General features: G+C 29.2%; 18 protein-coding genes. 15 read left to right on the forward strand and 3 right to left on the reverse strand.

The features are described from left to right. The first annotated feature begins 11 nt into the window (after positions 1-11). The 13 genes from B4N66_RS16000 to B4N66_RS16060 all read left to right on the forward strand — a co-directional run bounded on the left by B4N66_RS16000 (position 12) and on the right by B4N66_RS16060 (position 15,471). Complete coding sequence (locus B4N66_RS16000; RefSeq protein WP_291096205.1) at positions 12-962, forward strand: glycosyltransferase family 2 protein; 951 nt, start codon at positions 12-14, stop codon at positions 960-962. Beyond that, on the forward strand, positions 944-2,044 hold the full coding sequence (locus tag B4N66_RS16005; RefSeq protein ID WP_291096207.1) for a glycosyltransferase: 1,101 nt from the start codon (positions 944-946) through the stop codon (positions 2,042-2,044). Before B4N66_RS16000 ends, B4N66_RS16005 begins: the two co-directional genes overlap by 19 nt. Positions 2,045-2,047: 3 nt before the next feature. Continuing rightward, complete coding sequence (locus tag B4N66_RS16010; protein WP_291096209.1) at positions 2,048-3,424, forward strand: asparagine synthase C-terminal domain-containing protein; 1,377 nt, start codon at positions 2,048-2,050, stop codon at positions 3,422-3,424. Between the two features lie 221 nt (positions 3,425-3,645). Continuing rightward, on the forward strand, positions 3,646-4,626 hold the full coding sequence (locus B4N66_RS16015; RefSeq protein ID WP_291096211.1) for a glycosyltransferase: 981 nt from the start codon (positions 3,646-3,648) through the stop codon (positions 4,624-4,626). Between the two features lie 34 nt (positions 4,627-4,660). Then, entirely contained in the window at positions 4,661-5,980 is a 1,320-nt protein-coding gene (locus B4N66_RS16020; RefSeq protein WP_291096213.1) for a glycosyltransferase family 2 protein, read from the forward strand. Positions 5,981-6,144: 164 nt separating this feature from the next. Continuing rightward, complete coding sequence (locus B4N66_RS16025) at positions 6,145-6,939, forward strand: FkbM family methyltransferase (RefSeq protein ID WP_291096215.1); 795 nt, start codon at positions 6,145-6,147, stop codon at positions 6,937-6,939. Between the two features lie 11 nt (positions 6,940-6,950). Then, positions 6,951-7,988 carry a glycosyltransferase family 4 protein gene (locus B4N66_RS16030; protein ID WP_291096217.1) on the forward strand — a complete coding sequence of 346 codons (1,038 nt, stop codon included), beginning with the start codon at positions 6,951-6,953 and terminating at the stop codon, positions 7,986-7,988. Then, entirely contained in the window at positions 7,970-9,100 is a 1,131-nt protein-coding gene (locus B4N66_RS16035; protein WP_291096218.1) for a glycosyltransferase family 4 protein, read from the forward strand. The genes B4N66_RS16030 and B4N66_RS16035 overlap by 19 nt, the downstream gene beginning before the upstream one ends. 15 nt (positions 9,101-9,115) lie before the next feature. Beyond that, on the forward strand, positions 9,116-10,474 hold the full coding sequence (locus B4N66_RS16040) for an O-antigen ligase family protein (protein WP_291096219.1): 1,359 nt from the start codon (positions 9,116-9,118) through the stop codon (positions 10,472-10,474). A 144-nt stretch (positions 10,475-10,618) separates the two neighbouring features. After that, complete coding sequence (locus B4N66_RS16045) at positions 10,619-11,578, forward strand: glycosyltransferase family 2 protein (RefSeq protein WP_291096221.1); 960 nt, start codon at positions 10,619-10,621, stop codon at positions 11,576-11,578. Next, entirely contained in the window at positions 11,571-12,980 is a 1,410-nt protein-coding gene (locus B4N66_RS16050; RefSeq protein ID WP_291096223.1) for a DUF6056 family protein, read from the forward strand. Before B4N66_RS16045 ends, B4N66_RS16050 begins: the two co-directional genes overlap by 8 nt. After that, a complete protein-coding gene (locus B4N66_RS16055; protein ID WP_291096225.1) occupies positions 12,961-14,019 on the forward strand; it encodes a glycosyltransferase family 4 protein in 1,059 nt (352 codons plus the stop codon). The genes B4N66_RS16050 and B4N66_RS16055 overlap by 20 nt, the downstream gene beginning before the upstream one ends. Positions 14,020-14,076: 57 nt before the next feature. Continuing rightward, the gene (locus tag B4N66_RS16060; RefSeq protein WP_291096227.1) at positions 14,077-15,471 is read left to right on the forward strand and encodes an exopolysaccharide biosynthesis polyprenyl glycosylphosphotransferase; all 1,395 of its coding nucleotides are present in this window, start codon (positions 14,077-14,079) and stop codon (positions 15,469-15,471) included. Here the strand turns inward: B4N66_RS16060 and B4N66_RS16065 are convergent, their stop codons facing one another. Continuing rightward, positions 15,472-16,584 carry a DUF4105 domain-containing protein gene (locus B4N66_RS16065; RefSeq protein ID WP_291096229.1) on the reverse strand — a complete coding sequence of 371 codons (1,113 nt, stop codon included), beginning with the start codon at positions 16,582-16,584 and terminating at the stop codon, positions 15,472-15,474. It lies immediately after the preceding gene. Between the two features lie 5 nt (positions 16,585-16,589). Further along, positions 16,590-17,573, reverse strand: coding sequence for a PorV/PorQ family protein (locus B4N66_RS16070; RefSeq protein ID WP_291096326.1), 984 nt, complete (start codon positions 17,571-17,573; stop codon positions 16,590-16,592). A 265-nt stretch (positions 17,574-17,838) separates the two neighbouring features. On the opposite strand from B4N66_RS16070, the gene B4N66_RS16075 reads away from it, so the two are divergent. Both B4N66_RS16075 and B4N66_RS16080 read left to right on the forward strand, forming a co-directional pair. Next, entirely contained in the window at positions 17,839-18,570 is a 732-nt protein-coding gene (locus tag B4N66_RS16075; RefSeq protein WP_291096231.1) for a CDP-alcohol phosphatidyltransferase family protein, read from the forward strand. Positions 18,571-18,591: 21 nt separating this feature from the next. Continuing rightward, positions 18,592-19,449: a glycoside hydrolase family 25 protein gene (locus B4N66_RS16080; RefSeq protein WP_291096233.1), complete on the forward strand. Its 858-nt coding sequence runs from the start codon at positions 18,592-18,594 to the stop codon at positions 19,447-19,449. A gap of 3 nt (positions 19,450-19,452) precedes the next feature. On the opposite strand, the gene lptB is transcribed toward B4N66_RS16080, so the two are convergent. After that, positions 19,453-20,193: an LPS export ABC transporter ATP-binding protein gene (gene lptB / locus B4N66_RS16085; RefSeq protein ID WP_291096234.1), complete on the reverse strand. Its 741-nt coding sequence runs from the start codon at positions 20,191-20,193 to the stop codon at positions 19,453-19,455. Positions 20,194-20,267: the final 74 nt, after the last annotated feature.

A 20,267-nucleotide genomic window follows, 5' to 3' on the forward strand; every position in this document is an offset into this window, starting at 1 on the left:
TAAAAAATAAAATGAAAAAAGTAAGTATAATTTCTCCGGTTTACAATGGAGCCAATTTTTTGCCATCATTCATCAAAAATTTGTTAGAATATACTTTTCAAGATTTTGAAATTATTTTTGTTGACAATAATTCTTCGGATAATTCGGTACAAATTTTACAAACTGAATTACCCAAAACTAACTTAGATTACAAAATTTTATTCGAACCAACTCAAGGCTCTGGTTATACAAGAAATACAGGGCTTAAAAATGCGACGGGCAAATACGTACTTTTTATTGATTGTGACGATCATATACACCATCAAAAATTAGAGGAGGACGTAAGAATCATTGAACAATTTGATGTAGATTATGTGCTTTGTAGAACACAAAGAACTTATACAGATGGAAGAACGATGCTTCAACCCTTAGTTGGTTTAAAGGAGGGAATAATCGAACCTCCAAAAGCGGGTATTATTTGGATTTCAAATTTATTTTATTTACAAGGACCAGGTGCTATTTTGTCAAAACGTGAAGTCATTGACTTTTTAGGTGGTTTTCACACCTCAAAAACAGGACAGGATGCATTTTTATTTATCAAATTAGGACTTCATTCCAGAGGCTATTATTATAATAAAGTTTACAATTTTTATTTAAGACACGAAAACTCGACAATTTCTACTAGAAATAAAGAAAAAAATGGACCATTATTATCCTATTTTAATCTTAGAAAAAACCTTTACTCTGATGCTCTTGTAAAAAAGAATAATCAAGCAATGGCTATTTTAACAAGACAGTTGAATGTGGATATTTTAAAATTACATAATTCAGGACATAAACTTATAGAATTAACTAATGATGAACGAATAGAAGATTTAAAGATTGATTTTTTTATTCTTAATAAAGTAAGTTTGTATATTAATAGATTTATTCCTCATATAAAATATAACCCATTTTTTTATGTATGGAGAAGAGTAAAATAAAAATACTATTCACAATACCCAATTTTGATACTGCCGGAAGCGGAAAAGTACTCTATGATTTGGCAAAGCACTTAGATAAAAGTAAATTTGAAGTTCATATCGCTTGTTCACACACTAGAGGTGCTTTTTTTAATGAAATTGAAAAACTTAATTTACCAATTCATATTATTGAAACCACTTGTCAATTAAAACCTTATTTTAAAATTTTTGGAAGGATTAAACCTTATAAAAATTTTATTAAAGAGCATAATTTTGATTTGGTTCATTCCTGGCATTGGAGTAGTGACTGGACTGAAGTTATTGCATCTCGATTAGGAGGAGCTAAGTTTATTTACACAAAAAAAGCAATGAGTTGGGGAAATATTCATTGGAAAATAAGAAGTTATTTTTCCAATTTTATAATAACAATTAACCATGAAATGGTTCAGTTTTTTCCTTACAAAAAAAATCAAAAATTAATTCCTTTGGGACTTGATGTAGACTATTATAACCCGGATTTGTTTCCAACAAAAGCAGATGATAATGTTTTTAAGATTATTACTGTCGCAAATTTAGTCCCTGTAAAAGGGATTGAAATTATTATTAAAGCAGTAGATAATTTGAAAAACAAATCATTAACCTTAACTGTTTTGGGTGATGATCGAGATCCTTATGCAGACTATCTTCGTAAAATGGTTGTCGAAATGGGTTTAGAAAATCAAATTCAGTTTTTAGGAAAAAAAACAGATGTTAGACCCTTTTTAGCTGATTCGGATTTATACATCATTCCCACATTAAATGATTCACGTAAAGAAGGAATGCCAATGGCATTGGTAGAGGCTATGAGTATGGCAATTCCTGTTATCGGGTCAAATATCTCTGGAATAAACTATGTGTTAAAAGATTTTCCAGAGCTACTATTTGAAGCGGGGAATTATCATGATTTGAGTCTAAAAATAAATGATTTGTATAAAAAAAACAGTATCGAATTAGGTAAAGTGGGGAAAGAATTAAGAGAGTATACAATTAAAAATTTTACTATCGAGAAATGCATTCATGAACATGAAGTTTTGTACTTAAAATTAATTACAAAAAAAATATAACTTATGGAGGTAAGAACAGACATAATTCCATCTAAACCAATATTTATTGGTGAAAAGGAGACTATTGATTATAAAGCAATCTGTGTTTTTGCCGCTACTGGTTTTTTTTTAGATCAAGATACTTATTTTAGCAATCAGAAGGTTTTGAAACCGAGTTTCAACTACAAATTACAGGAAAATAAAATAGTGTCAGAACATCAGTATTTTAAATGGCATTATACTCCGGTAGATAGGCCATTTGAACAAATTGTCAATGAATTTGCTGCTTTATTCGAAAAGATTATTAATGAGCAAGTAGGTGACAGAAAAGTTATTTTACCTCTTTCCGGTGGATTAGACAGCAGAACACAAGCAGCAGCTTTACATTATTTAAAAAAAGATGTTCAAAGTTATAGTTATGAATTTCAAAATGGATTGAATGAAACTTATTTTGCTCAAAAAATAGCTAGAGCATGTGGTTTTCCATTTGAAAAGTGGATTATACCAAAAGGTTATTTGTGGAATAATATAGAAAAAATTGCAATTATTAATCAGTGCTATACTGAGTTTACTCATCCTCGTCAATTAGCTGTTTTTGATAAATTTTCAAAAATGGGTGATGTATTTTGTTTGGGGCATTGGGGTGATGTGCTTTTTGATGATATGAAAGTGGACGATAATCTTCCATTTGATTCACAAGTTGAGTTAATGTTTAAAAAAGTTCTGAAAAAAGGAGGTTTTATTCTTGGTAAAAAACTTTGGGAATCATGGAGTATAGAGGGTGATTTTGAAACTTATTTGAGATATAGAATTAAAAGCTTGTTACAAGAAATAAATATTCCCGAGAATGCAAATGCTCAAATCAGAGCCTTTAAAAGCTTGTATTGGGCACCAAGGTGGACAAGTGTAAATCTTTCTATTTTTGAATCTGCAAAACCTGTAACATTGCCTTATTTTGACAATAGAATGTGTGAATTTATTTGTTCTGTTCCTGAAAAGTATTTAGCAGGAAGACAAATTCAAATTGCTTATCTTAAAATGAGAAATCCATCTTTGGCAAAGATAGCTTGGCAAGATCATAGACCATTTAATTTATATAATTATCATTGGAATAAATCTCCTTGGAATTTACCTTATCGACTTTATAAAAAAATTGATAAAGAAATTATCACCAAAAATAAGATAGTAAATAATTATGAAAACCAATTTAAAGGAGATGAAAATGAAAAGAATTTGAAGTTTTGGCTTTTCAATAATCCTGAATTTCAAAGCTTTATCAATCCTGTTCTAGTTCAGGAAATATTTGAAAATTTTAAAGGTAAAGAGGAATTAAAGTTTTCTCATCCAATAAGTACATTGCTAACGCTCTCGTTATTTTCTAAAAAAATAATGTCAAAATAATTTTTTAAATTTGGGAAGTAATGGCTAAACATAATAAACCTAGTATTGGATTAGTTCTTCCAAACACACCCGCGTATTCTGAAACTTTTTTTAATTCAAAAATAAAAGGACTTCAGGAAAATGGGTTCGAAGTTATTTTGTTTACCGGAGTTAAATCTAAACAAAAACTATCTTCTTGTAGAGTAGTATTTGCTCCTGACTTTTCATTCAAATTTAGATTTTTGATTGAAGTTTTTATTGTATTTAAAAATTGTTTATTTAATTTTAATAAAGCTCTTAAACTATACCGATTAAATATAGTTGATGGTTTTTCTACTAAAAAAGCTTTTAGAAATGTTTTAATAAATAGTCATTTTTTAAACTATAAACTTTCATGGTTGCATTTTGGATTTGGAACCATGGCAGTTGAGAGCGAAAATGTAGCTGAGGCAATTGGAGCTAAGATGGCTGTGAGTTTTAGAGGATTTGATTTTTATGTTTACCCCGTAAAGTTTCCGGATTGTTATCATCTACTTTTTACAAAGAAAGTTAAATATCATGTTCTTTCTAATGATATGAAAGATAAATTAATTGAACAGGGTATCTTACCTGAATCGATTCATAAAATTACTCCGGCGATTGATGTTGACTTTTTTGATAGTGCTGTAAATTTTAATAATAATTCTAAAATTCAATTTTTAACAATTAGTCGTTTGCATTGGATTAAGGGACTTGAATATATAATAGAGGCTTTTTCCATTTTTAAAAGTCAGAATATACCATTTCATTTTACAATCATAGGGGATGGGGCTGAAAAAGAAAAACTAATGTTTGTAGTTAATCAATTAGGCCTATCAGAATGTGTGAATTTTAAAGGAAATATTCCACATAATGAGGTTAAAAACAATTTGAAAAAATACGATTACTACATTCAATATAGCTTGCAGGAAGGTTTTTGTAATGCTGTTTTGGAAGCACAAGCTATGGGACTTTTGTGTATCGTAAGTGATGCAGACGGATTGAAGGAAAATGTGTTGCACAATAAAACCGGATGGGTGGTTCCAAAAAGAAACCCTTTATTACTGAGCGAGAAAATTATGGAGGTAATTAATTTAACTGAAGATGCTAGATTAAAAATTAAACAAAATGCAGTGGAGAGAGCAAAAAAAGAGTTTAATTTAGCCAAACAAAAAGAATCATTTAAATCTTTTTATTTAAACTGAATCAATCATTTACTATTGTAAGAAAGATGAAAATATGATTTTTAATTTTTTAAAATATACTAGACCAATTTGGTACTTTAACCTAGGTTCTTCAAATGATTATGGCTATTTTCCAACGGAAGAACAACTAAGGATTGCTGGTTATTCTATAAAAAAAGATACTCGTTTTAAATCTGAGGATAGTATAAAAAGAGAACTGGCTTGGAATGCTCTCCATTCCGGATTTATAAACAAAAACTTTGAATCAGGACTGAACGTATGGGATAAAATAGATTTGCCAATTGAAGATGAATATTTATTTTTAAGAAAAAATTTTCACAAAGCTTGGGTGGTTTATGTTTTATTCATAAGAGTTTTAACCTTTCATAATCCAATTTCGGAAATTATAGCTTTTTTAAAACACAAAGGGGTTAAACAACAAGATTATTCAAAACAAATTTTTGAATATAATGACTATACTGATTTTAATAGTCAGCTTGTTAAATCTAATCCATTAGTATCAGTTGTTATTCCAACTTTAAATCGATATCAATATTTAAAAGATGTGTTTAAAGATTTAGAAAATCAAACATATAAAAATTTTGAAGTTATAGTTGTTGATCAAACTGATGATTTCAAAGAGGAATTTTATAAAGGTTGGAGTCTAGATTTAAAATATTGGTTTCAAGAAGAAAAAGCCTTATGGAAAGCAAGAAACGAAGCCATCAAATCAGCAAAAGGAGATTTAATTTTGCTTTATGATGATGATTCTTTAATTGATCCAAATTGGATAGAAGAGCATTTAAAATGTTTAGATTATTTTAAAGCAGATTTATCTTCTGGAGTTTCATTAAGCGTTGTTGGAGCAGAAGTTCCCAAGAATTACAGTTATTTTAAATGGAGTGAACAACTGGATACGGGAAATGTTTTGCTTAAGAAAGAAATATTTTATACAATAGGTTTTTTTGACTTAAAGTTTGAAAAACAACGAATGGGAGATGGTGAATATGGTTTACGATGTTATCTTAATGGTTATAAGAATATATCTAATTATAAAGCAAAACGTATTCATTTAAAAGTGAGTCAAGGAGGTCTCAGACAAATGGGAAGTTGGGACGGATGGAGGCCTAAGAAATTATTTGGACCACGACCGGTTCCTAGTGTGCTCTATCTGTCTAGAAAATATTTTGGAAATAAATTAACGTTCTTCTATATTTTCAAATCTATTCTACCTTCGTTAATTCCTTATAAATTCAAAGGAAATAGAATTTTGAAATTACTAGCTTTTCTATTTCTTCCTCTTTTTTTACCACTAGTGATTTTTCAAATCAAGTCCTCTTGGAACAAATCTACTACTATGTTGAATAAACAATAATTCTATTTTAATTTGACGCAACTTAATTCTGAAGGCGTAAATTAAATTTTGATACAATTCTATCTTAGATTCAAAAATCAAGGGAATCTTTATTATTCTTTTTTATTTGTGAAAGTGTTTTAAAATCAATTAATTTACAAAGTCAAAACTTAATTTTTAAATACATGAAACTTAAAAAAGTTGTAAGTGCAATAATAACGAAGTTAAAATACAAAAAGCAAAAATTCCTTTATTTTGAATTTAACGGTAAAATGCTCAAAGTCATTAAAGGAACTTTTAGTGAGAAAAAGGATAGTGATGAAGTTTGGTTTAATGCTTTGGCTCAAAATAGCAGTATTTTTTTTGATGTAGGTTGTAACATCGGAAAAACGGCATTGATTGCGTTGACTCATGACAAAATTGAGCAAGTTGTTATGATAGATACTAATTCCGAAGCTTTGAATTTTGCTAATTTGAATGTGATAAATAATAACTTTATTCACAAAACAAGATCTTTTTTAGGATTTGTTAGTGATAAAAATGATGAAGAACTTGATTTTTATACAGTTGGACATGGGTCTGCAGGATCAATGTTTAAAAGTCATGCGGAGACAGCATCTATATTAGGAATGTCTTATAAAGTACATACAATTACACTTGACTCTTTAGTTCAATATTTTAAATTGATACCTGATTTTATAAAAATTGATGTAGAAGGAGCAGAATTTTTTGTTTTAAATGGAGCGAAAGAAACTGTTAAAGCTAATAAGTTAAAAATTTTGGTTGAAATGCATTCCAACAAAGAAATGTCTATGAAACAAAATACTGAAAAGGTGTTGAATTGGTGTAATGAAGTAGGATATTCGGCATGGTATTTAACAAATAAGCAAAGGTTAATTGATTCAGAACCAGTTAAACATAGAGGTAGATGTCATTTTTTGTTAATTCCTGAAGGTGATGATTTTCCAACATATTTATAAATCCAAGTGAGTTGAAAATAATACATGTAATAGATATATTGAATGTTGGTGGTGCAGAAAGAGTTTTTGTTACTATTTGCAACCTACTTTCAAAAAATAAAATTTCTGTTAATGGATTGTTTCTAATAGAAAAAGGTATTTTGAAGAGTCAATTAAATGAAGATATTGATACATTTGAATTAAAGAGAACAAATAAATGGAGTTTAAAAAAAATGTATGAATGTAGTAAAATACTCAAATCATATGATTTAATACACTGTCATTTCAAACATGTTTATGTATATATCCGATTAGTATCTCTTATCTTTAACGTTGAAACTCCTATATTATTTCATAATCATAGTTCAAAAAAACTAAATATATCAAGTATATTTATTTTGAAGTATATATTCAAACCAAGATTTCTGATTTGTGTTGACAACGAATCTATGAAATTTTATAAAGAGCAATTTAATCTCCAGAATGAAAATTTATTTTTACTTGAAAACATCATAATTCCATCATCAAATCAATCAGTAAATTTACCCCAAAAGGATTTTGATATAGTGTTGGTTGGAAATATAAAACAAAATAAAAACAATATTTTTGCGGTTGATTTAGCTGAAAAGCTAAAAAAGAACATATTACTAATTGGCAAGAATCAAGAAGAAGAATATTTTAAAAATCTATTAAATAGAATTAATTCATCAAGTGTTGAAATTGTTTTAAAACAAGATGTTAGTGATGTTTCAAGTTATCTGAACTCATGTAAAATAGGTATTTCCGTATCTCTAAGAGAAACAGGTCCATTAGTTTTATTAGAATATCTAAGCAATGAAATTCCATTTTTAGCCTATGAAACAGGAGAAATATCAAAAATGTTGAAACCATTTTTCCCGGAATTTTTTATGGATAACCTTGATATTAATTTATGGGAAGAACGTTTGCTTTTTTTGTTGAATAAAAAACACGACCACAATAAGATGAAAGAAGTTTTTAATCAGCTTTTTGGAGAAGAAGAATATTTAAATAAGCTATTAACAATATATAAATGTGTGCAAAAAAATTAACTATAGTCTCTGATACTGCAATTTTTCATTCCAATAATTCATATTATGGTTTTGGACCTGTCGTAAGAGAGATAGAATTTGTTGAACATTTGTTTGATCAAATTACTTGGATTGGTTTCGATAGGCAAGATAGAATCGGGGATTTGTCAATGCAAAAAATTCAAAGCAATAAAATAAAATTTATTTTATTAAAAAATGTAGGAGGAAAAGGATTGTTTTCTTTTTTAAAAATTTTGACACAATATCCTTTTATGTTTTTTGTGATTTACAGACAAATTCAAAAGTCTGATATTATTCACACTCGTGCACCCTCACATCCTGCGTTAATAGCAATTTTGATTTCTTATTTTTTTAACAAAAATAAAATATGGTGGAATAAATATGCTGGTGATTGGGGTCAAATTGAAGCACCATCTTCCTATAGATTTCAACGTAATATACTAAAAAAAGCAACGTTTTCTAATGTAACAATAAACGGTTTTTGGTCTAATCAGCCTAAACACTGCTTTTCTTTCGAGAATCCATGTTTAACTAAAAATGATATTGAAAATGGAAAAGTAATTGCAAAAAACAAAACTTTTTCAAGTCCATACACATTTTGTTTTGTGGGTAGATTCGATAATGTAAAAGGTGTTTCGATACTTTTAGATGCCTTAAAAAGAATACCACCACAGATGATTGAAAAAATACATCTTATCGGAGATGGTCATAAATTAAATGTTTATAAAGAACAAGCTAAAGAATTAGTAGATAAAGCTGTTTTTCATGGTTTTTTACAAAAAAATGAACTTCATAAATTTATGGAAGAATCACATTTTTTATTACTTCCCAGTAAAGCTGAAGGATTTCCTAAAGTGGTAGCAGAGGCAGCTTGTTATGGAACTATCCCTATTGTATCCAACGTAGGAAGCATACCACATTACATAAATGTGAACAACGGCTTTTTATGGAAAATTAATGATAAAAATAGTAGCTACGAACAAGTTCTTGAAAATGCTCTTAAGTCTGATAAAACCGAATTGCAGAATAAATCAATGGAAGTATTAAAATTAGCAGAATTATTTACTTTTGAAAATTATTTAAGGAAATTGGAAACCTATATTCTTAAATAATTTATTTTAAATTTTATGAATCAAAACAAAGATAATCTTGTACATCAAAGAGTTTTAAAACCTAATTCTCATTATTCTTTTTTGGTAAGGGACAACATTAGTTTTATTTTAATTATTTTAATGATTTTCTCTTATTTCTATAATTTACCAGTTATTGGATATAGCTTGAAAGGAGACAATGAATTAAGGTTGTATGATGTTTTAGGTGTTTTTGTTTTTTTTGTTTTTTTTTCAAATATTAACTTTTACTATTATATAATAAAAAAAATTAAAGTTTTTAAGTGGTTTTTTAATTTTTGTATTTGGTGCAGTCTTACAATACTTGTTACTTTTATCTTTAGTGTATTTAAAGATAAGTTTAGTGCATTCCTACAGTCAGTATTATATCTATATCATCTTTGGGTATTTTTTATTACATCGATAATTTTTTTTGTGATTAGTTACAATAGAAATAAACTTAAAATATTTATTCATGTCATACTTTTTTTATCATTAATTTCCTGTACTGTAATAATTCTTCAAAATTTTGAAATCTTACCATTTTTATGGAGTAGTGCATATAGAATAGCATATCAAGGTTTTTTGTCAGGAACATTAGGGCCTAATAAAATTGTTACAGGAATGTTTTCTGTTATTATTTCTATTTTTGGAATTGGTTTGTTTTCAAGTAATAATTCAGGAATAAATAAATTGTTTTTATTACTAGTCATATCAATCAACATTTATATTATTATTCTTACTGGATCACGTACTAGTTATGTTGGGTTTTTAGTTTTCTTGGTTTTCTTCGCTTTTTTTAAAACATCTCGATTCGTGTTTTTAGGAGTTTTTATTGGCTCTATATTTGTATTTTTAATTTTATCAAATGATAATTTATACAACAAAATTGATGAAGTGATTAATAATAGAGTTGTTAGTAAAATTGAAAATGAAGAAGATTTAGAAAATGCAGATGTCGGTAAATTATATGAAGATTTAGGAGCAGGTAGAAGTCAAATTTCTGCTAAATATGTAAAATGGATATTAGAGAATCCTGAGATTATTCCTTTTGGTCTTGGCTTTAATAATAGATTAGTTAGACAAATTGCTGCTCATAATATGTATCTTACAGTTATTAAAGAATTAGGACTAGTCGGTTTTGTACTCTATTTTGGCTGGCTTATTCAATATCTTTTTATACCATTTAAAAAATATGGAGGAAATGAATTAGCTTTAAAGGGCCTTTCTTTGTCAATGTTAGTAACCCTTTTTTTTGGGGAACACCTTTACATATATCGCCCAATATTTGCTGTTTTAGGTATGTTTTTAATCGTAATGACAGCACTGTTATCTTATCTTCATGACAATGAACTTCAAAAAAATGATACAGGTTGATTATTGTTTTAACTTTGTTAATATAAAACAATTTCTTTTTTTAATTAATTGTTTATACATTTGACTCCATTGATTGTAAACAAAAGATGAATACTTTATTTGTTTAAAATTTTCGTTTTAATAAATTCCAAATTATTCTTTTTTATGAATAAAGTTAAATTACTAACCATCATGATTCCTGTTTATAACGAGGAAGAATGTGTGAACGAACTTTACAGTCAGTTGAAAAAGGTTAGTAAAAATCTTCCTTGTGCTTGTGAGTTTCTGTTTATTAATGATGGTAGTATTGATCAAACACTTGAATTAATAAAGCAAATACAACAAAATGATGCAAGAGTTTCAATTGTAGATTTATCTAGAAATTATGGCAAAGAAATAGCCATGACTGCTGGTTTGGATTATATGATTGGCGACACTTTGGTTATCATTGATGCTGATTTACAAGATAATCCTGATTTGTTACCTTTGATGGTAAGGGAGATCGAAAATGGCTATGATGATGTTTATGCTCAACGAACATCAAGAAATGGTGAGAGTTGGTTAAAAAAATCGACTTCATTTCTTTTTTACCGACTTTTAGCTATTATGTCGTCTGTTCCAATTCAAAAAGATACAGGTGATTTTAGGATGCTTAGCTCTAAAGCAATAAAAGCTTTACGACAACTTGGAGAAAATGAGCGAAATATGAAAGGCCTTTTTTCTTTTATTGGCTTCAAGAAAAAACCAATTTTTTATGTTCGAGACGAGAGAATTGCTGGAAAAACAAAATGGAATTATTTTAAATTAATAAATTTAGCGATAAGAGGAATTACAGCATTTTCAATTAAACCATTAAGGATTATTTCCATTACCGGATTGATTATTTCCCTGATTTCCTTTGCTTTCTTAATAAAAGTAGTTATTAAAGCAATATATTTTGGCGACCCAGTTGCAGGTTATCCATCCATGATGTCTGCCATTTTGCTCTTGGGTGGTCTTCAGCTTCTTTCAATAGGTGTATTGGGAGAATATTTAGGTATTGTTTTTTCAGAAACTAAAAAGAGACCAATATATTTTATAAATGATTACATAAATAAAAATTCTGACAATAGTTCAAATGATTAAACAATTCAAACAGTTAAATCCAATCCAATTATTATATATTTTTATATTTAGTTACACTATTCTTCCCTTTTTAGTGCTGTGTTTTTATAATGTTCCATTGGGTGATGATTTTTGGTATGCTGAAAGTTTTAGAACAAATGGATTTTGGCAAACTCAATTAAATTTTTATCATCAATGGTCAGGAAGATATATTGCAACAGCGGCCATCTCAACATTAAATCCAATTTCTTTTGGTTGTTTTAACCTATCTTTTATACACCCACTATTATTAATATTGGGTTTTGCAATTGCTTTATATCATTTTATAAAAAATGTCGTTGTTTTTTTTAGACTCACAATAAATCCAAGTTTATTATTTTGTCTTTTATTTTTTTTTTATTTTAATTATCTGCCTGATTTTGGAGAAACTTTCTATTGGATGGCTGGAGCATATACTTATCAACTACCAATTGTCTTTTTTCTAGTTTACCTCAATTCTATTTTAAACTTATTTAATTCTAATTCTAAAGTTGAAATAGTTAAAAACCAATTCATTGCATTATTTAGTTTGTTTATAGTGCTGGGATCTAATGAAGTAATTGTGGTTTATGCCAATTTTGTAAATGTATTATTAGTATTAATTTTGATACTCAATAAAAATTATTTCAATCGATTTTCGCCAATTTTTATTATCGCTTTCATTATTTCTTTCTTAATGATTACAGCTCCCGGAAATTTCGGAAGAGGAAGTTTATTTGTAAAGTCTGATTTTCATTTTTTGAAATCTTCACTTCATTCACTTTCAAGAAGTTTATTTGTTTTGTTTTTTTGGGTCTTTACATTGTTAACATTATTGCTCTGCTTGCCTAATAATTCAGCTTTTAAAATTGATTGGAATAATAAATTATTATTTCTATTAAAAACAAAACGAATGTTTTTAATGGTTAGTTTAGTGTTTTTAATAGGAGTCTTATTTGTTGGATTCTTTCCAAGTATTTTTACAACAAATTGGATACCACAACGTGCTTATACCCCTATTTTCTTTATTTTTACATTATTTGCAACTCTATTAATTTTGTTTTCAATACAAAAGATAAAAGTATTAGCTGATTTAAATAAAGTGCTTTCTACCCATAAGGTTTTATTAGTTTTGATTCCAATACTAATAATCACACTTTCTCATAATTCTAATGTGATGAATGCCTATGTTGATATAACCTCCGGCAAAGCAAGTTCATATCACAAACAAGTATTGGAAACATATGAAATGTTAAAAAATAGTAAAACAGATACCGTCTACGTAAAAACAATAAAAAAGAAACCATTAATTCTACCTTATCGATGGCCAGGTGAGAATCGCTTGGTAAATGGTGAGTGGGAGAAATATTATAAAATCAAAAGAATTGAACTTTCAAGAAAGTAATTCCATAAATAACAAAACAAAACCCAAGGTGATTAAATTACTTTACATCGGTAATAAACTTTTAAAACATGGGTTTTCAGCAACTTCAATAGAAACTCTTGGTGCTTTATTAGAAAACGAAAATTGTAAAGTAGTTTATGCTTCATCAATAAAAAACAAGTTATTTAGGCTTTTAGATATGTTTTTTAAAACTTTATTTAATGCACATAAAGTTAACTATGTTCTTATTGATACCTACAGCACTACTAATTTTTGGTATGCTTTTATAATTAGTCAGTTATGCAGAATTTTAAATAAACAATATATTCCTATTTTAAGAGGTGGAGATTTGCCCAAAAGATTAAAATCCTCTCCATTACTCTCAAGACTTATTTTTTCCAACTCACTTTACAATATTGCCCCATCACAGTATCTTTTTACAGTTTTTAAAGAACATAAGTTTAACAATTTAAAATTAATTCCTAATACAATTGAAATAAACAATTATAATTTTCAAAAAAAAATCAAATTAGAACCTAAAATTTTATGGGTGCGTTCTTTGTCTGAAATTTATAATCCCAAAATGGCTATTGATGTTTTGAGAATGTTAAAAAGTAATTTTCCCGATGCTGAATTATGCATGATAGGTCAAGAAAAAGATGTAAGAATAAATGACTTACTAAAATACGCTAACTCTTTTAGTTTAAATGTTACTTTCACAGGAAAATTATCAAAACAAGACTGGATTAAACTTTCAGAAAATTACGATATTTTTATTAATACAACTCATTTTGATAATACTCCTGTTAGTCTAATTGAAGCTTTGGCTCTCGGATTACCTGTGGTTTCTACAAATGTTGGCGGAATTCCTTATTTGGTAAAAGACCGAGAATCAGCTATATTAGTGAATGATTCAGACAGTCAGGCAATGGCTAATGCTATAAATGAGTTAATAGAAAATCCTGAACTAGCACAAAAATTAACAAGTAACGGACGTAAATTGGTAGAACAATTCGATTGGCAAATTGTTAAAAAACAATGGAAAGAAATTTTGAAATAGCTGATAAAATACTCTTAAAATTGTTAAATTGCACGCTCAATTCAACAGCCACGAAGAATGACCGGAAAGAAGAAAATTCATTTTGAAGTTTCAGAGAGAAAAATTCTTCTCAGAGTTTTTGACGTCTTGTTTGTTTTATTAATGCTCTATATTGTTGGAATAATTTTTAATTTCGATTATTTTTATATCACGCCAACAAATTTTTACTGGACTATTGTTTTAGGATTGTATGTCTTAATTGTAGGCTCTGTTTTTGAAATGTATAACCTTCAAGTTGCCAGTAATCAATTTCAAGTGATAAGAAGTATAGTTTTAACATCTTCCACAACCGTTTTGTTTTATCTGTTGACCCCAATTTTTACACCAGTTCTTCCTTCAAATCGTATTCAAATTTTATATTTTTTTCTCGCTATTTTTTTAGCATTATTACTATGGCGAATGTTTTATCAAAAATACTTAGCTTCACATCGTTTTGAGAAAAAAGTTATTTTAATTTCCGAAAAAGAATTAGCTGATGAATTGATTTCCGGCTTAAAAAGCATTGATCCACATTATACTATTATTGCTTTTGTAAATACAGATGAAAATTCTGATTTTAAAATTATAAATAAGTCTGTCACAATTTTGTCAGTAGACAATTTACAAAAGTTTGTTGCTAAAAATTCTATTTCAGAAATCGTTATTGCTACGCAAAGAACAGAAGAAATTACGGTGGAGTTGTATAACAAATTATTATTATTGTTAGAAAATGGTTTTACGATTAGAGAATACACACAAGTTTATGAAAATTTAACTCAACGAATTCCAGTTCAATTTGTTGCTAGAGATTTTTATAAATATTTTCCATTCAGCAGAAGCAATCAAAACCAACTGTATTTACTTTTTGTACGTTTTTTTGAAATTGTAATTGCATTAACGGGATTAACTTTCGGTTTGATTTTACTTCCTCTTATTTTGTTTGGTAATGCTATTGGAAATAAAGGAAAACTTTTCTATACACAAATCCGTGTAGGAAAAAACGGTGAAGAATTTAGAATTCTCAAGTTAAGAACGATGGTTAAGAATGCGGAATCCGCTGGAGCTGTATTTGCGACGACAAATGATGTAAGAATAACTCCTTTTGGTAAATTCCTTCGAAAAAGCAGAATCGATGAGTTCCCACAATTTGTCAACATTCTTTTGGGTCAAATGGCTGTTATTGGACCAAGACCTGAACGTCCGGTTTTTGTTAATAAAATTGCTGAGGTAATGCCTTTTTATCAAACACGACACGTCATAAAACCAGGTTTAACCGGTTGGGCTCAAGTGAATTATTCCTACGGCGATTCAATTGATGATAGTTTGATTAAACTTCAATATGATTTGTATTATATTAAACACAGAAGTATCTTTCTGGATATTAATATCATGATTAAAACTATTAGTACCATTCTGTTTTATCGCGGACAGTAATTAGGATTTCAGAAGCCGTATTCTTAATCGTAAAAGAATCAATACTACCAAAATCATCATCGGAAGCATTAAAAATAAATGAGCTTTGTTGAGGATGAATAGGAGGTAAGCCACAAAGCAAAACAATACAAAGTAGAAGAATCGATTAAACCAAACCACATTTTTCTTTACAAAAGAAATTACTATTCCAATCAAAAATGGATTAAATAATAACACATTATAATTCTGAGAAATTTCTCTGTGTAACGAAAAGAATCCTACCGTAGAAAGAAAAATTCCCAATAAGCCTACAATCACCAGAAAAGTTAGATAAACTTTATTTTTGTTCGAAATTAAAATCAGAACCAAAAATAAAATAAATGTATAAATCGAATTCCACCATGATTTTGAATGTAATGAATTGTCTTGTTCAAACAAAACTGTGGTTTTTTTAGCAATAAGTTCGTTATTGGTTTTTGTTACTTCTAAACTTTTTAATAATTCAATTGGTAAAAAAAGTTGCTCGGCTGATTTATCCGTTCTATACCCAAACATGATGTTGATTCCCAATTTTTGATAAAAAAGATTATCCATAAACGGATTTAACACGTGTCGATAACTTTCGGTTGTGTCACCAACTTTCTCAATAGCCGGTTTCTCTAATTGGTTATTGATTTGATCTACCACCATCGTAGTGCAATTTTTATCAATAAATTTATAGATGTAAAAACGTTCATCAGAATAAAGCATTTTTTCCAAATTGTCAACTAATTGCTGTTGTTGAATTGGTGAAAGATTCAATTCTTGTTCATAAACACTCCTGTTTTCCATTCGATAAGAATACATGAAACCTTCAAAAGAGCCTTTGCCAACATGATATTCTAAATCGCCTTTTACAAATTTTAGATAAAAATTAGGGGTATCAAAATCAAACATACCAAAATTATACACCGCATCAACACCTCTTGAATTATCTTGAATTCGAATGGCAGTATGACCAAAAATGGAATGTAATTCTTCGCCACTTCCGCAGGTTAAAATGCTAATTTTTGCTTCAGGAGACAATGGATAATTCTGCCCGAAACTCAAAAAACTGCAAAATAAAAGAAGGAGAAATTGTAATTTTATTTTCATGCAAATTATCTAAAAATTCCTAAATCAACCTTTACCGAAAAAATATTGGAATACAAGGCTGCACTTTGGTCACCAATGTCTGTTAGAGCATAATCAACCTGAATACCTTTGTATTTAAATCCTAATCCAATATTCGGTTGAAAACCAATTTTTTCAGTATTATCAATCTGCATTACATTCTGAAAATTTCCAACACCGGCTCTAAGGAAGACTAAATCGGTATAACCAAATTCAAATCCCAAAGCGGGATCAATACTCACAAAATCAGTAGAAATAATATCGTTAGTTTTGAAAAACTGCATGTTTAGGTTAAAGGCTGCTAAAATAGAATAATCATAGCGGTACTCAAATTTTCTGGAAATTCCCAACTGGGCTTTTGGTAAGGTAATTTCGGTACTTTCAGGCAAATCCTGATTTTCTCCCGGAATAGTATTAGAAATTTTCTCAAATTCTTCTTCGTCAATGTTCCAAATGTTATAAGTGGTAGTAATATCACGAACCATTAACCCAACTTTCCAATTGTCGCGTTCAAACTGTATTCCAACATCAATTCCAAAACCCCACGAATTAGCAAAATCGCCAATAATTCTTCGAATCACTTTAGCATTCACACCATATTGCCAGCCCGGAACCTGTAAACTTCTTGCATAAGAAAACGTAGCTCCATAATCGGCAGTCGAAAACTTACTGATTCGATTGTAATCTATATTTCCTTCGCTGTCAATTAATTGAGTTGTGTTTAAAATATCGTCAACACCAAATCGAATTAAGGAAACTCCCCAAGCACTACGGTCGTCAATCGGCATCGCAAAAGCAGCATAGTCATATTGAGCAATGTTTGCAAAATAACTGGCATGCATCAATGCTCCCTGACTGTCTTCTAAAAAAACCAATCCTGCCGGATTCCAATAACCGGAATTCACATCAGCTGTACTTGCCGTTACGGCATTAGACATTCCCAATGCAGCCGCATCAACACCAATACTCATAAATTCGTTTGAGTATTTTCGGACAGCCTGACTATTAGCCAATATCGGAATTAGAAGTAAAACAAAAAATAGATATTTTTTCAAAGCAAAATTTTATTTTCAAACTGAAATTTGCACAATTTTTTTCAAAAATAGGAATTTTTAGCTTGTTTCATTCCAACATTTTACTAAATAAAATACATTGAAATTATAAGACTAAAAATATCAATTAAAAAACGCACTTGTTTCTCACTTATTGTATTAAATTTGTTTTAAACCACGAAAGATGAATATAAAAGCAAAGATTCCTAATTTTATTACGTTACTTAATTTGTTATCAGGATGTATAGCAGTTGTTTTTGCTGCTCGAGATCAGTTCGAATTGGCTTTTTTCTTTGTGTGTTTAGGTATATTTTTAGACTTTTTTGATGGTTTTTTTGCTCGTCTTTTCAAAGTACAAAGTCCGTTAGGCGTTCAATTGGATTCGTTGGCAGACATGGTTACAAGTGGACTTGTTCCCGGTTATGTAATGTTTAAAATGATTTTTAATTACCAAAACCAAGGTGTTTCAGCATTGGATGATTTTTTTCCAACAAACCATATTTTGCCATTAGTTGGATTTTTTATCACGTTGGGCTCATGTTATCGATTGGCAAAATTCAACATAGACACCAGACAAACCGATTCTTTTATTGGATTGCCAACACCTGCGAATGCACTTTTTATATTAAGTATTCCATTAATTATTGCTTCTACTGAGATGACTTTTCTAAAAGAAGCTCTTACAAATTCATATATTTTAATGGCAATATCGATATTGAGTGTGTATATGATGAATGCTGAAATTCCGTTGTTTTCTCTTAAAATGAAAAATTTCTCATGGCAAAACAGTAAATTTCAAATTGTATTTTTGGTTTTAGCAGTTATTTTGTTGATAACACTAAAAATTGTAGCATTGCCATTAATTATTTTGCTTTATGTTTTGATGTCGGTTATTCAAAATAAAATGAATTCTTAATCATTTTGTTGTTCATAAAGTATGGTAAACCAAGTAAGACGAAAACCGGTAACAAGGCGAAAACCGAACAAGAAAAAGACTTTTTTCTCTGGAAAAGTTATAGGTTTTACCATTACATTTTTAATTTTATTATTTATAGGAATAACTTCTTATCATTATCGTGATGCGTTAGCCTATTATTTTAGTTTTAGATCAAAGCATCAAACCGAAAATAATAATGCGACGAAAGTGGAAGAAGCCCGAATTTTTCAGGTTTTAAAGAGACATGAAAAGAAAGTTTTTGGTTTTGATGTTTCCGAATACCAAGGAAAAATAGCTTGGGAAGAAATTAAAACTATTGAAGATACATTTCAATTGAAGTTTGTTTTTATCAGAGCTACCGCCGGAAAAGACAAAGTTGATAGCCGATTTAAACAAAATTGGAAGAATGCAAAAGAAAATGGTTTTGTTCGTGGAGCTTATCATTATTATCGTCCAAACGAGAATTCGATTCAACAAGCTAACAATTTCATCAAAACAGTAAAACTTCAAAAAGGAGATTTTCCTCCGGTTTTAGATATTGAAAATTTACCAAAAACGCAATCAATAGATAGTTTAAAAGTAGGGTTAAGGCGATGGTTAACAAAAGTGGAAAATCATTACAACGTAAAACCTATCATTTATTCAGGAGAAAGCTATTATAAAGATTTTTTAGCTGATGAATTCGAAGGCTACACTTTTTGGATAGCCAATTATAATTTTTTTGTAGAAGATATTAAAGATCATTGGGCAATTTGGCAATTTACAGAAAAAGGTACAGTTACAGGAATTCAAGGTCCTGTTGATGTTAATATTTATAACGGAACCCCAAAAATGATGAATTATATGGTTTTACAGTAGAAATTAAAACTCTAATTTCTTTTTTCGTAATTCGAAATTTTGTCCTAAATACACTTTTCTAACCATTTCGTCGGCAGCCAAATCTTCAGGAATTCCGGCTTTTAGGATTCCACCTTCAAACATTAAGTAGGTTTTGTCAGTAATGGCTAATGTTTCTTGCACATTGTGGTCGGTGATTAAAATTCCGATGTTTTTATTTTTCAATTGAGCCACGATGCGTTGAATGTCTTCTACTGCAACCGGGTCAACTCCGGCAAAAGGCTCATCTAATAGAATAAATTTCGGGTCAGTTGCCAATGCACGAGCAATTTCAGTACGACGACGTTCACCACCCGAAAGTAAGTCACCACGATTGGTTCGAATATGTTCCAAACTAAATTCAGCAATCAAACTTTCCATTTTAGCTTCTTGTTCTGCTTTAGAAAGTTTAGTTAGTTGTAAAACACTTAGAATATTATCTTCAATACTCAGTTTTCTAAAAACCGAAGCTTCTTGTGCCAAGTAGCCAATGCCATTTTGAGCTCGTTTATACATCGGAAAATCGGTAATTTCCATACTATCCAAGAATATTTTTCCACTGTTAGGTTTTACCAATCCTACAATCATATAAAAGGAAGTGGTTTTTCCGGCTCCATTCGGACCCAATAAACCCACAATTTCTCCTTGGTTTACTTCCACAGAAACGCCTTTTACAACACTTCTGCCTTTGTAGGTTTTAACGATATTTTCGGCTCTTAATTTCATTTTTAGATGCTGAGTAGCTAAGTTATTGGGGTTCTGAGTTTATAATTGAATGCAAATAAACAAATTTAGCCCAT

Origin of the sequence: Flavobacterium sp. UBA2787 (assembly GCA_002352205.1) — a bacterium.
In the GTDB taxonomy this organism is placed as follows: domain Bacteria; phylum Bacteroidota; class Bacteroidia; order Flavobacteriales; family Flavobacteriaceae; genus Flavobacterium.